Here is a 12,111-nt window from a genome sequence, read left to right as displayed (position 1 = left end):
GATAGGAACGGGCTGTTATGCTGGAACGACAAAGTCCCTTGGTAATTAGCCCGTCAGTTTCCCTCGGTAATCACACTTCTACATCTTAAGCGCTTCACTGTCAATTGCAACAAGTCCTAAACCTTGCGGTTGAGATATTGTCCGAGATCAGCAACAATCGCCGCCCTTTCCTCTCCGGCCATTTGTTATGGAAACCTTGACCAGTCCCTTTGGTGCTTTTCAGCTTCAGCGCCTGCCCGTACGTAATAAAGAAACCCTGCGCGCCTGGGATGCGGCCGATGAGTACCTTCTTAATCATCTGGCAGAACTGAATCTTGGTTCTGAGCACACTGGCAAAGTTCTGGTGATTAACGACAATTTTGGCGCCCTGACTCTGGCACTGGCTCAGCATCAGCCAACGTGCTGGAGTAATTCCTGGCTTGCCCACGAATCTATCAAACACAATGCCAAGCTCAATGGGACAGACATAACAGGTGTGAGGAATCTTCCATCGACCGAACCTCTGGAATTTTCCCCTTTAGTTGTGTGTATGAAACTGCCCCACAATACCTGCTTATTGGAAGAACAGTTGCGGGTATTACGCAAGGCGGTCCCCGATGGCACCATGGTGATTGCCAGCGATATGGCCAAGCATATTCATACTTCAACACTGGAACTGTTTGAAAAACACTTTGGGCCAACCACAACATCTCTGGCCAGAAAGAAAGCCCGGTTAATCTTTGCCACTGTGAATAAGCAGATTAAGAACACTGACTCGCCCTTTCCCAGAACCATTGAGCACAATGGGATGAAACTGGTGAACCATGCCGGTGTATTTTCACGACAGAAGCTGGATATTGGCACTCGTTTCTTTCTGCAACATCTGCCTGAAGCTCAGCAGGACGCTACAATCATTGATCTTGGCTGTGGCAATGGCGCACTGGGGGTTCATATTGCCCGTTGCAATTCACAGGGCCATATTCACTTTGTCGATGAATCCTATATGTCTGTTCAGTCTGCTGAAGGTTCATGGCTGGCCAATGGTTTGGATGACCGGGCACAGTTTACAACCAATGATTGCCTGACCGGATTCCCTAAAGATTCCGCGAATATTATTGTCTGCAACCCACCATTCCATCAGGGAAATACTGTCGGCGATCATATTGCCTGGCGTATGTTTCAGCAATCCTATGACGTGTTAAAAAAGGGGGGGGAGTTGCGAATCATTGGAAACCGCCACCTTGGCTATCACACAAAATTGAAACGCCTCTTCGGCAACTGCCAGACTTTCGCAAGCGACAACAAGTTTGTGGTTTTGTCTGCCCGTAAGAAAGCCTGAGTCCAGGCTCAGGCTTTCTATCAACCAGATTGTCACCAACCTGGGGGCTCAATTAGACATCGAACTCAGCATTGCCCTTCGGGTGGCGCTAAAAGTCGCCATACGCTGCGTCGCATGATTAATTGAGACTGTTTGGGTTCGTAGCTGTTCCGAAAAACTGTTCCGAAAAACCGTTCCAAAAAACTTGTTACCGTGTAACTGCGTGGTTAAGCACGGCGTTTCTTTATAGCATGCTTGCCCATACCCATCAGGCTAAACCAGACAGTACTCCAAGCCGAAAGGTTGGCTTTGGGAGATTTTCCTTCCGCCATCAGATGAATCTGCTGCTCATACCACACCAACCCCAGTACAAACATCTGATCTATACCTTTGAAGCCAGTGCTCGGCTCCTTAAGCTCAATTGTGTAGTCTGCATTGTTCATCGCTTTATTCGGCATATCAGGCTCAAAAGCCAGAGGCCTTGCCAACCCAATCATATCCGTTGCGCCAGAATCCAGTGCTTCTTGCATACCTTCTGAACTTCGGAAACCACCGGTAACAACCAAAGGCGTATCCACCAGCTGGCGAACCTGCTCTGCATAGGCGAGAAAATAGGCCTCTCTTCTGCGCGTACTTTCTTTTACACCTTTTTGGGAACCCATCATTGAAGGGTTTTCGTAAGTACCCCCGGAAATCTCAATCAGGTCAATGCCCGCTTCTGCAAGAGCCTTCACAACCTGCATGGACTCCTCTTCCGTAAAACCGCCTTTCATAAAGTCAGCAGAATTCAACTTGATGCCAACAGGAAAATCATCACCAACCTGCTCACGAATGGCCTTATAAACTTCAAGTACAAAGCGCATGCGGTTTTCCATAGTGCCGCCCCACTGATCTGTGCGCTGGTTGTGGCGGGCAGAATTGAACTGACTCACCAGATAACCGTGTGCTCCGTGAATCTGTACACCTGTAAAGCCAGATTCCTTAGCCAACTTCGCAGCAGTGGCAAAACGACGAATAATTCCGAGAATTTCCTTTTCAGTCAAAGCTCTGGGTTTATTGAATGCTTTTTCAAGACCGTGACCAAGAGCAATAGCTGAAGGTGCGACGGGTTCCTTGCTGAGCAGAGCGGGAATCTGCTTGCCCGGATGATTGAGCTGCGCCCAGAAATGCGCGCCTCCAGTCGTCGCTGCTGATGTCCAGCGGCGAAATGCTTCCAAGTCACTCTTTTCATCCAGCACAACATTCTTGGGTTCACCCAGTGCACTGCGATCAATCATGATATTGCCGGAAACATTCAAACCAATACCACCATCCGCCCAGCGTTTGTAAACAGTTGCCAGCCCCATACGAGGGTTATGATTGTCATCCCCCAATTGTTCACTCATAGCCGATTTAAAAAAGCGATTGCGGATTGTGACACCGCCTTTCAGCTCCAGTGGTGTGTTCAATGTAGTTTTTGTCATAATAAACACCTTATTACTAGACCGGTCGTCTTATTACCGTATTCAAAAAAACCGGGTTAAACCCGGTTCCACACTTTCTCAATGTTATGGTCTGAACAATCTGTCCAGGGTGAGTTCAAGGCTGTCTTCCAATACCGCTGTTGATCCTTCCAGTTGCATTCTTAACAAAGCCCCTTCCCACTGTTGCCAGAAAAGATCTGTCATGGTTTCAGCTGGCATATCGTTTCTGACTTCACCCTGTTGCTGGCCTTTTTCCAGAAGCAGGGTGAAACGTTCCCGCCACCCTTTATACATTGTGCACATAACTTCTCGGCACAATTCGCTACTAGAGGCTATCTCTGCCACCATATTGCCCATCAGGCAACCTTTACGACAACTGCCTTCTTCCAAATGAGTAATCATATTACGGTAAGCAAAACGGATAACCTGCACCGGAGAGCCGGTATGGTTATCAATAACCATATCGAACATCCTTAATAGGTTACCCATGTAAAATTCTATAATTTCTGCTGCGTAGGCTTCTTTACTGGCGAAATAGTTATAAAAAGAACCTTTTGGTACACCAGCAGCATCCAGAATCTGCTTCAGCCCTGTGCCGTTGTAACCATTAACCGACAACAGCTCCACGCCTAATTCAAGGAGTTCTTGTCGTGTACTTTCACTTCGTCTCGGTCTTGCCATAATTCATATCTGACCAGTCGTCTTGAAATCACTGTACCGTTATTTTTCATCTCTGAAAAGCCTTGATTTACTTCACGGCAATGGTTAGTTTCAGACGATATTCCCATGAGGTAATACTGGTCTGCATATATGGAAAGGATCGTTGAGCGTTTGATGTACTCGGCAAGGTGGCTTCTGGCACCAATGTATCTCGGACTGGCCTTGGTTTTAGTTTCTCTGGTTATCAGCTTTTTTCAGAGCGTGGCTTACCTGCTCATTAATATTCTGACTCTGGAGGAAAGCGAAGTTATCCTCAAGGTTCTTTCACTGATTGATGTTTCGCTCGTTGCGGGCCTGATTGTAATGGTGATGTATTCCGGCTATGAAAACTTTGTTTCCAGGCTTGATATAGACGAAGGCACAGAAAAACTCAGCTGGCTGGGCAAGATGGACACCAGCTCCCTGAAAGCCAAAGTTGCCGCCTCAATCGTTGCGATTTCATCGATCCAGTTATTGAAAGTGTTTATGGATGCCCAGAATATTCCCAACGACAAATTGATGTGGAATGTCATTATGCATCTGACCTTTGTCGCCTCTGCATTTTTTATGGGTTTGCTGGATTGCAAAACAAAATCCAGAAGAAGCGAATAGCCAGACGATACCTGCCTCGATAAACCTTCCAAAGACACCAAAAACAAGAAAGGAGGCCATATCTTTATGGCCTCCTTTCTCATACACAACTTTTCTACAACTGATCAGGACTGCTGACGAGTAGCGCTGATAACCAGAGGCATCTGATACACAAAACTGATGCTGTCAGCAATATCCTTCGGAGCAATGGCACCGTCGATGGAAGTCTTCACCAATACCAATACCAGAACTTGCACCTGTAATAACAACCAAAGGCTTGGACACTTTCATCACTCCTGTAAAGCTTTTAATAAGAATTTCAAACAAAGGTCGCACAGACTGGAGAAACTTTCCTGCCGAGCAAGAACGACGCAACCTATAGAAGGCACACGAAAAATAGATGTCCAGAGTAGATATATGCTTTGGGTGGGCTTTGACTGCGGAAAATGAAATAAAACAGCCCGAAGTCAACACTTCAGGCTGTTTTATCAGGTTCTGCTGACATAAAGTTATTTAGCATTTCCCAAATGCCACCAGGCTGACTTCACAGTATTTTTCATCAGCATGGTAATAGTCATGGGGCCAACACCGCCGGGAACTGGAGTGATTTTTCCAGCAACCTTGCGGGCTTCTTCGTAGTCTACGTCACCGCTCAAAATGGCTTTGCCGGTTTCTTCGTTAACACCCACACGGTTAACACCCACATCAATAACGGTTGCACCTTTTTTGATCCACTCAGGTTTAACCAGGCCGGGAACGCCAGCTGCCACAATCAGGATATCTGCACGCTTGCAGTGAGAAGCCAGATCCTGAGTACGGGTATGAACCATGGTTACAGTGCTGTTCGCGCCTGGGCCTTTCTGACCCATCATGACGGAAATTGGCTTACCAACAATATTGGAACGACCAACAACCACAACTTCCGCGCCAGAAGTTTCGGTACCGGAGCGAACAATCATTTCCTGAATACCAGCAGGAGTACAAGGCAGGTAACGTACCTGATCGCCACCAATCACCATCTTACCCAAGTTTACCGGGTGGAAACCGTCAACGTCTTTATCTGGGCTAATGGCAGTAATTACGGCATCTTCATTGATATGCTTGGGCAGAGGTAACTGAACCAGAATGCCGTGAATGTCTGGGTCGTTGTTGTACTTCTCAATCAGGGCCAGCAGATCTTCTTCAGAAATGTCTTCAGCCTGATTGTCCTGAATCTCATGGAAACCCAGATTAAGAGCCGTTTTTACTTTCAAAGTCACGTAACTAATAGAGGCAGGGTTCTCACCAACAAGAATGGTTACCAGGCCTGGGCCTTTACCATACTTTTCCTTCATTTCTACAACTTCGCGCTCCAGCTCTGCAAGGATTTCCTTGCGCATCTGGGTACCGCTGATGATTTCTGCACTCATTGGCTCACTCTCCCATGAAGGTCAAATAGACAAAGCAGCCCCTTGTCCTGTTCCCCTCAGGTGCTGCTCAATTATGGTTTGGGCACAAGTTTGCCACGCTATACAGGCAAGTACAGGTTTTGTGAGCTTATAGTGAATTTTTTTGGGTTCTATGCCTTGAAAAATCAGCTCAAGATAATCATTGCTTCAGCTCAATTCGATAGGCTTTGTAGGGCTTGGTATCTATATTCTCAACACTGTGCAAACCTTCCGGCTCAAGCCATTGTGGTTTTTGGTGCTGCTTGCCCTCTGTCGGTTTGGTGATAAACAGAACGTCACCATTTTCACCGTAATATTTAATCTGAGCAGGTTTATCAACGATCATCACACTGGAGGCTCTATGGGTGTGAACAGGTTCTTTTACGCCCGGTTCGATAACCACCCTCAAAACCCTGACTTCATCATTTTCCAGTAAAACTTTGTGGGAATCAGGAGCTGCGACAATGGCATCTAATGATTCAGAATGTGGCCATTCCTCTTCACTCGCAGCGTAACTCCATACCGGTAGTGTTACCAGAACCCAAAATATGACCTGCTTTTTTTATGATGGCCATAAATATCCCCCGCTAAATCAATCGAATTGAGGATAGCAGGGATAATTCTAATGAAAGTGAGGTATTGAAACCGAATGTTAACAGAACTCCCCATGAAGAAACTCAATTAACCGGGCAGCCTCTGGGCTGGCAAGAGAGTAATAGATTATTTGGGAGTCACGGCGGGTTTTCACCAAGCCATCCTGACGCAATTTGGCAAGATGCTGGGATAGTGCAGACTGGCTGAGGTCGAACCGTTCATTCAATTCCGTGACAGACATTTCCCCTTTGCCCAAATGGCAAAGGATCAATAACCGGTTTTCGTTACTGATCATTTTTAACAGGGGAACCACATTGCGGGCTTTGGCCCGCATGGTATGAATATCGATATCGACCTTTTCAGCCATATTTACTCTGCTTTACGCGATAACAGTTTGCTCAACAGCAGTGTGCTCAACTACAGAGGTTTTGGCAATATTGTCATGCACCGGGCAGCGAGCGCATACAGCATCCAGAAAAGCCTGCTTTTCCTGCAAAGTCATATCTGCGTCAATCTCGGCATTCACAGTAAAATTCTGGAAACCAACACGGTCATCCGTTGATTTTCCTGCCAGCCCTGCAGTATTCAAGCCCGCCTCAACAATTACAGACATTCCACGTAAAGCAATCTTCTGCTGTTTCGCCATAATGCGGCCGATACTGGCGACACACCCTCCCAGAGAAAACAGGAAATATTCCAGAGGCGTTGGCCCTTCATTATTCCCGCCAACAGCTTTGGGCTGGTCGATAACCGCAGTATGGGAACCCAGCTGCCCTTCGATTCGGAAACCCTGCCCCATGTGAGATGTAACAGAAATCGTTTTATTAACAGACATAATCCACCTCTTTCGGTACCACACTAAAAAACATTAGAAAAGGCTAATGCAATACATTAGAACATACTAATAAACAAAGAGTCACGATTTCAACTATTCTAACGACAACAATTAAAACAGGGATATACACACATGCAGGTAATAACAAAACTCATGCTGGCGGCTTCTTTACTGTGGGCAACACATAGCGTTTATGCAGGCGAATTTCAGTTGGCAGCGGAAAGAAAGGATAACCTTTCAGCAGCGTTGAGTGATGCAGACAGACTGGCAATAGAAGTATTGATTTCCCGCCAGAACGAAGGTTTTCAACAGCAGGATGCTGCTCTGGTCACAGAAAATGTTGCCGACAGCAGTAACTTTGTAAACCAGTCTGGCCGACTGTACTGGGGAAAAGAGAAAAATCTCGCACGTCATAAAAAAGTATTCTCTCCTAAAGCGGGTGATCACCTGCTGGCCAGTGTCTCGCTGTCATCGAAGTTGGTGAAGTGGTCAGCTTATGGAAACCCTGCAAATACCGTCATTGTGGTTACGCGATACCAGTTCTCCAATCATGACCCAAAGCTTACCCTGGCGGACTATGATCCACAGAAACCAACCACAGGGCTGTTTACGACAGTATTGAACAAATCTGATACAGACAAAGCGTGGCAAATCATTAGTATGCAAAACACACCAACATTACCTGCACAGCTCAATGAGTAGCATTCAGGAAACCTCTTGAATTTCCCCTTGGGATTGCTCCAGCTTAAGCAATCCCATCATCTGTATGGGGTGACCAATTCCCGAAACACCAAGGTAAGCTAACAGCTTTTCCAGAAATGGGGGGTGGTGATCAAATCCACGGGAAAGCGCATGAACAACGTTCACTAACAGCTTTTCATGATCACCCTCCGAACTCAACACCGAGAGGTAAGAACGAATAATACTGTACTGAAGCAGAAACCCTGAGTATTTCTTCATCAACTCATCACCCGATAGATGGCAAATATCTGACGAGTAAATCCAATGTTTAAAGAAATTGGTTAAGGCATAACCATGAGTTTCACAAACCGGAGTAAAGTTGTTCCGGTAACCGGTAGCTATCACCTGAAATAAGTCCACATGGCCATCAACCGCATAATCCCGATTCAAAGTATCCACAAACTGTTGATGAATATCAGCCAGCACACTATTAATTTTCCAGAATGAAGGCACCAACAATAAGTGCTTTAAAACTTCAGCCTGAACAATCAAACCTTCGGGCAGGTTGTTGTACATATTTGAGAAGGCGCCACTTTGGCTCATAACACCAAAAGAACTGAGCACCTGCTCAGGGTTTTCTCCTGCTTGCTGGCTGGTTGCAACAAAGTTGAACAATAAACCCAAGCGGAACAACTGCTCATCGGGGGAAAGGTTTAGTTCCGACACCACCGTAAGGGCTGTTTCCCGAAACCTCTGGAAATAAGGTGGTGGTCCTTCCATAACCGCTGTAGGAGTAAAGTCTGTAGTAATCAACAGATCTTCCTGCCTATCCATTGCAGCGGGGTCGAGAAGAATTAGACGTGCCGCTTCAGGACAGGAAATCGCAAGGCTTGGTTCAAGAGCCTCGGGGGTTTGAGTTAATCTGCGTGGGTATGTTTTGCAGGTTTCCGACAGCAGTTTTTCTCCCAGCCGATCATGAATGTCACACAAACCATCGCTTTCCCGGTACGCCGGGCACACACCATTCTCCGACAGAGTCATTCGGCGGTAGTCCATTGCCGTTGGCTCATCGGGAATAGTGATCGAATGACGTAATAATTCTGCCAGCTGCTTATCCGAATGTTGTTCATAAGCCTGCCAGGTTTTTTTATCTAAAGAGATGCACCAGTCATGGCAGCAGTTGTTCTCACACGCAGCACCAATGCAGGAGAACTTGCGATAAAAGCGGGGAAACAAAACAGGTTTAACGGGAGCATCCATGCTTCAGACTCTTGTTATGATTTTTTGAGTCTAGTGGCACTTTTTCATCTATGCCCACTGAACATTAGAAAGCACTAATGAAAGAATGTCGCAACTCATCATCAAGTACCTGCTTCGTCTAAGCCTGAATCATCCTCGTAAGGTTTACGCGATTATGCTGTTTCTGGTAGTCACCTGTACCGCTATGATCTCCCTGTTGAGCATAGATACTGACCCGGAAAATATGCTGCGGGAAGATGACCCGGCCCGGACATTCCAGATCTATGCTGCCAAAGGATTCGAAGGAGAATTGTTGGAACAGGTACAGGTTATTACAGCCTATCGGGATCATTGGGTAGATGTGATGATGAAGGAAGAACTGAACATGATCGAGGAAACCAAATCACCCTTTAAAATGGGATTGGTCACTTATATTGCCTTTATCCTTATTGGTTTAATACCCTTAACTGTATATGTCTGGGACTACTTTCAACCTATTAATGCCAACCGTTTCTTGCTTACCTCCATCTTTACGGGCATCCACCTTTACGGGTATTGGCTTTATGTTTATTGGTTTTCTAAAAACCTACGTTACCGAAACCAAAATATGGAAAGGGGTTCTGGAAACTTTAACTTTAGGGGCTATTGCTGCACTGGTTTCCTACTTTGTGGGTGATCTTTTGGAAAAACTGATTCTTGCTACCTAAACTGTCTTTAACAACTATGAGTATTTCACAAATCGACATACGCCCTGTAGCACTTTCAGAAATAGAAACGCTTTGTCGTATTGCTTCAGAAACCTTTAGGCATACCTATGCTGCATATAATACCCCTGAGAATATGCGGGATTATGTAGCAACGTATTTTAATGCTGAGAAGATTAAAAAAGAACTTTCCCATCCTGAGATGCATTACTTTTTTGCAGTTCGTGGCGAAGAAATTATTGGTTACATAAAACTAAACGAAGGGAGTACCCAAACTGAATCCAAATTCCCCAACACTATGGAAATTGAACGTATCTATGTCTTACCCGAAGAACATGGCAAAGGATACGGAGCTACTTTATTATCCAAGGCTATTGAGGTAACCAAGAAAAAAAACTTCCCGCAGATTTGGTTGGGAGTTTGGGACAAAAACACCAAGGCCATTGCCTTTTATGAAAAAATGGGGTTCTACAAAGATGGTATCCATCTTTTCGTATTGGGGGACGAACTTCAACGGGATTACCTTATGAAATTGGATTTGTAAACAGCACTGCTTTTACTAACAATTGTCATTTCCAGAACCTTTTAAAATTCGTAATTTTCGAAAAAATAGTTTTGTCCCGTTATGAGCCAATACCACATCAAAAATCTAGAAGAATATTTTCAGGTATATCGAAAAAGAGTGAACAATCCCGGAATCTTTTGGGAAGAGATTGCCGAAGAGCATTTTCAATGGAAGCGCAAATGGAATAAAGTGCTTTCCTGAGATTTTTCTAAACCCGAAGTGTCTTGGTTCGAAGGAGCACAGTTGAACATTACCGAAAACTGTATCGATCGCCATTTAACTCATCGAGGCGATAAAACCGCTATCCTCTTTGAGTCCAACGATCCCAATGCCCCAGAGAGCACATTACCTACCGTCAACTGCACAAAAGGGTTTGTCAATTCGCCAATGTGTTGAAGGGTATGGGGATTGAAAAAGTGGGAGGGGATCGTGTATGCATTTACCTTCCCATGATCCCGAATTGGCGCTATACATTCAGTTGTATTTGCAGGTTTTTCGGCTACTGCTTTGGCTACCCGTATTAACGATAGCGAATGTGAAGTGGGTATCACTTCCGATGGTTCTTTCCGCAGTTCCAAAACCATAGACCTTAAGGGGATTGTAGATGATGCCCTTACTTCCTGCGGTTGTGTGGAAAATGTCTTGGTGGCCGAACGAATTCAATCCACCCATGAAGGAAGGCCGCGATAACCGGGTAAAACAGCAGTTTTCCATGTATGACATGATTGTGGGCAGGGTTGTGAATCCATCGGCACAGGGAATCTATAACCCACAGTCTCTGAAAAATCTTCAGCGGCTTTCGGATAGCATTCTCACTCTTGAAGGAGTGAAGTCCCGAGAGTTGATGACCCTGAATACTGTAGACAACATCACCCAGAGCAGTTTGATTACGAGTTCCAGCCCAGCATTGACCGAAAAGTTACCCGCGAGCTGTCGGGGTTAGGCTTCGTAGAGCGAGCAGAAAATGTTGTGCTGCTTAGACCTCCCGGAGTGGGGAAAACTCACCTGGCCATTGCTTTAACAGTGAAAGCCGCCGAGGCCGGTCACTGGATTATGTTCCTGAGCCTGGAAAAACTGATGAGCCAACTGAAAAAGGCCCAGCAGGAAAATCGGCTGGAACGACAAATACAGTTACTTGTGTTAACAGAGGTGGAGCCATTACGCTTGCGCCTGTGTGGCTGTGGCTGTTTTTATCCTAACAGAGATGGTCGTCTAACTCAGCATTGAGCGCAGTTTCCAAGATGACTTTAGTGAGCATCTGCCGGAGGTCGTTTAGATCACTTTCAGTTTTGATGGATTTGGCAGCTTCTTTAGCGAAGGCTTCAAGATGCTTGATATCCATGTTTGCCTACCTCAACCTAGAATAGGTTTCAATATAGGAAGAAACACAGTTTTATCTATAGTCTTTATCTATAGTCTCGTCCCTCAAGAAGCGATTTGCTGGTTTCATTTGTTTAAATAAGAAAGAGACACTGTCAGGTTTCCCCGTTCAGTATTTTTCCCCAGGCTATCTCTGCCATAAAGTCTTGCGCTGGTAGAGTCCAGTCGGCTCTGTTCACAATAAATGTGGGTTAAGCCAATGAGATGCCTCCTGATCTAACAAACTCTCTTCCGAGAAGATATGTGTCTTTAAAAATCGTTTCCAGCCCAGATAGCGCGATAAATATTTCGTTGCTACGCCTTTGAAAAAACCATTGATCCAACGTTTGAGCTCACTGTGATAAGCATTGACCGTTTGAATGTGATAAACCTCCTCTCGCACATACTGGCCTGCCGTAGTGACCAGCTCTTTCAGCGTCACGTTGAGTTGGTCTGCCAGTTTTTCATGGGACAGATGAGCATCCGTGCACAGGGTGCTGCCTGGTAAAATCCGTCCTGCCAGTTGCGTGAAGAGTTCATCGTTACTCACATGTTCGAGAACGGCATCGGTTACATGTTGCTGACGGTCGCAGGCCACCATGACGGGAATTTTTCTGATTGTTCCTGACTTTTCACTGGCATTCTCCGACGGCTTTT

At 45.6% G+C, this 12,111-nt stretch carries 14 protein-coding genes and 2 pseudogenes; 7 read left to right on the top strand and 9 right to left on the bottom strand.

What is annotated here, in order from left to right:
• Positions 1 to 187 precede the first annotated feature (187 nt).
• Entirely contained in the window at positions 188 to 1,318 is a 1,131-nt protein-coding gene (locus QMA35_RS19505) for a methyltransferase (RefSeq protein ID WP_281648820.1), read from the top strand.
• Between the two features lie 206 nt (positions 1,319 to 1,524).
• On the opposite strand, the gene QMA35_RS19500 is transcribed toward QMA35_RS19505, so the two are convergent.
• Both QMA35_RS19500 and QMA35_RS19495 read right to left on the bottom strand, forming a co-directional pair.
• Positions 1,525 to 2,760 (bottom strand): NADH:flavin oxidoreductase/NADH oxidase family protein, encoded by a 1,236-nt coding sequence (locus tag QMA35_RS19500; protein WP_281648819.1) that lies wholly within the window; start codon positions 2,758 to 2,760, stop codon positions 1,525 to 1,527.
• A gap of 84 nt (positions 2,761 to 2,844) precedes the next feature.
• Positions 2,845 to 3,441 (bottom strand): TetR/AcrR family transcriptional regulator, encoded by a 597-nt coding sequence (locus tag QMA35_RS19495; RefSeq protein ID WP_281648818.1) that lies wholly within the window; start codon positions 3,439 to 3,441, stop codon positions 2,845 to 2,847.
• 129 nt (positions 3,442 to 3,570) lie between these two features.
• Between QMA35_RS19495 and QMA35_RS19490 the strand changes: the two genes are divergently transcribed.
• Positions 3,571 to 4,071 carry a TIGR00645 family protein gene (locus QMA35_RS19490; protein ID WP_281648817.1) on the top strand — a complete coding sequence of 167 codons (501 nt, stop codon included), beginning with the start codon at positions 3,571 to 3,573 and terminating at the stop codon, positions 4,069 to 4,071.
• A 488-nt stretch (positions 4,072 to 4,559) separates the two neighbouring features.
• On the opposite strand, the gene folD is transcribed toward QMA35_RS19490, so the two are convergent.
• From folD to QMA35_RS19470, 4 genes are all read right to left on the bottom strand, one after another.
• Entirely contained in the window at positions 4,560 to 5,459 is a 900-nt protein-coding gene (folD, locus tag QMA35_RS19485) for a bifunctional methylenetetrahydrofolate dehydrogenase/methenyltetrahydrofolate cyclohydrolase FolD (protein ID WP_281648816.1), read from the bottom strand.
• Between the two features lie 178 nt (positions 5,460 to 5,637).
• Positions 5,638 to 5,880 carry a hypothetical protein gene (locus QMA35_RS19480; RefSeq protein WP_281648815.1) on the bottom strand — a complete coding sequence of 81 codons (243 nt, stop codon included), beginning with the start codon at positions 5,878 to 5,880 and terminating at the stop codon, positions 5,638 to 5,640.
• Positions 5,881 to 6,129: 249 nt separating this feature from the next.
• Entirely contained in the window at positions 6,130 to 6,405 is a 276-nt protein-coding gene (locus QMA35_RS19475; RefSeq protein WP_281648821.1) for a metalloregulator ArsR/SmtB family transcription factor, read from the bottom strand.
• Positions 6,406 to 6,450: 45 nt separating this feature from the next.
• Positions 6,451 to 6,906: an OsmC family protein gene (locus tag QMA35_RS19470; protein ID WP_281648814.1), complete on the bottom strand. Its 456-nt coding sequence runs from the start codon at positions 6,904 to 6,906 to the stop codon at positions 6,451 to 6,453.
• Positions 6,907 to 7,038: 132 nt separating this feature from the next.
• Between QMA35_RS19470 and QMA35_RS19465 the strand changes: the two genes are divergently transcribed.
• Positions 7,039 to 7,608, top strand: coding sequence for a hypothetical protein (locus tag QMA35_RS19465; RefSeq protein WP_281648813.1), 570 nt, complete (start codon positions 7,039 to 7,041; stop codon positions 7,606 to 7,608).
• Between the two features lie 3 nt (positions 7,609 to 7,611).
• On the opposite strand, the gene fliB is transcribed toward QMA35_RS19465, so the two are convergent.
• On the bottom strand, positions 7,612 to 8,847 hold the full coding sequence (gene fliB / locus QMA35_RS19460) for a flagellin lysine-N-methylase (protein WP_281648812.1): 1,236 nt from the start codon (positions 8,845 to 8,847) through the stop codon (positions 7,612 to 7,614).
• Positions 8,848 to 8,932: 85 nt separating this feature from the next.
• Here fliB and QMA35_RS19455 point away from each other — a divergent pair, with 85 nt between their 5' ends.
• The 4 genes and pseudogenes from QMA35_RS19455 to QMA35_RS19440 form a co-directional block, all read left to right on the top strand.
• Positions 8,933 to 9,502 carry a VIT1/CCC1 transporter family protein gene (locus QMA35_RS19455; protein ID WP_281648811.1) on the top strand — a complete coding sequence of 190 codons (570 nt, stop codon included), beginning with the start codon at positions 8,933 to 8,935 and terminating at the stop codon, positions 9,500 to 9,502.
• Positions 9,503 to 9,549: 47 nt separating this feature from the next.
• On the top strand, positions 9,550 to 10,074 hold the full coding sequence (locus tag QMA35_RS19450) for a GNAT family N-acetyltransferase (RefSeq protein ID WP_281648810.1): 525 nt from the start codon (positions 9,550 to 9,552) through the stop codon (positions 10,072 to 10,074).
• A gap of 625 nt (positions 10,075 to 10,699) precedes the next feature.
• The gene (locus QMA35_RS19445; RefSeq protein ID WP_281648809.1) at positions 10,700 to 11,038 is read left to right on the top strand and encodes a hypothetical protein; all 339 of its coding nucleotides are present in this window, start codon (positions 10,700 to 10,702) and stop codon (positions 11,036 to 11,038) included.
• A pseudogene (locus QMA35_RS19440) lies at positions 10,972 to 11,232 on the top strand (ATP-binding protein); the annotation flags it as partial. The gene QMA35_RS19445 and the pseudogene QMA35_RS19440, both read left to right, overlap by 67 nt.
• 61 nt (positions 11,233 to 11,293) lie before the next feature.
• Here QMA35_RS19440 and QMA35_RS19435 read toward each other — a convergent pair.
• Both QMA35_RS19435 and QMA35_RS19430 read right to left on the bottom strand, forming a co-directional pair.
• A pseudogene (locus QMA35_RS19435) lies at positions 11,294 to 11,437 on the bottom strand (IS256 family transposase); the annotation flags it as partial.
• 213 nt (positions 11,438 to 11,650) lie between these two features.
• On the bottom strand, positions 11,651 to 12,111 hold a 461-nt coding region (locus QMA35_RS19430; protein WP_281648808.1), incomplete at its 5' end, for an IS1595 family transposase.

Origin of the sequence: Parendozoicomonas sp. Alg238-R29, assembly GCF_947331445.1 — a bacterium.
In the GTDB taxonomy this organism is placed as follows: Bacteria; Pseudomonadota; Gammaproteobacteria; order Pseudomonadales; family Endozoicomonadaceae; genus Sansalvadorimonas.
Note: the sequence above shows the minus strand (reverse complement) of the source record. Positions and strands in the feature narration are given on the sequence as shown.

What these genes read in the sequence shown, in the direction of transcription:
- QMA35_RS19505 (WP_281648820.1), top strand. Translation starts at nt 188, where the DNA reads ATGGAAACCTTGACCAGTCCCTTTGGTGCTTTTCAGCTTCAGCGCCTG.
- QMA35_RS19500 (WP_281648819.1), bottom strand. Translation starts at nt 2,760, where the DNA reads ATGACAAAAACTACATTGAACACACCACTGGAGCTGAAAGGCGGTGTC.
- QMA35_RS19495 (WP_281648818.1), bottom strand. Translation starts at nt 3,441, where the DNA reads ATGGCAAGACCGAGACGAAGTGAAAGTACACGACAAGAACTCCTTGAA.
- QMA35_RS19490 (WP_281648817.1), top strand. Translation starts at nt 3,571, where the DNA reads ATGGAAAGGATCGTTGAGCGTTTGATGTACTCGGCAAGGTGGCTTCTG.
- folD (WP_281648816.1), bottom strand. Translation starts at nt 5,459, where the DNA reads ATGAGTGCAGAAATCATCAGCGGTACCCAGATGCGCAAGGAAATCCTT.
- QMA35_RS19475 (WP_281648821.1), bottom strand. Translation starts at nt 6,405, where the DNA reads ATGCGGGCCAAAGCCCGCAATGTGGTTCCCCTGTTAAAAATGATCAGT.
- QMA35_RS19470 (WP_281648814.1), bottom strand. Translation starts at nt 6,906, where the DNA reads ATGTCTGTTAATAAAACGATTTCTGTTACATCTCACATGGGGCAGGGT.
- QMA35_RS19465 (WP_281648813.1), top strand. Translation starts at nt 7,039, where the DNA reads ATGCAGGTAATAACAAAACTCATGCTGGCGGCTTCTTTACTGTGGGCA.
- fliB (WP_281648812.1), bottom strand. Translation starts at nt 8,847, where the DNA reads ATGGATGCTCCCGTTAAACCTGTTTTGTTTCCCCGCTTTTATCGCAAG.
- QMA35_RS19455 (WP_281648811.1), top strand. Translation starts at nt 8,933, where the DNA reads ATGTCGCAACTCATCATCAAGTACCTGCTTCGTCTAAGCCTGAATCAT.
- QMA35_RS19450 (WP_281648810.1), top strand. Translation starts at nt 9,550, where the DNA reads ATGAGTATTTCACAAATCGACATACGCCCTGTAGCACTTTCAGAAATA.
- QMA35_RS19445 (WP_281648809.1), top strand. Translation starts at nt 10,700, where the DNA reads ATGATGCCCTTACTTCCTGCGGTTGTGTGGAAAATGTCTTGGTGGCCG.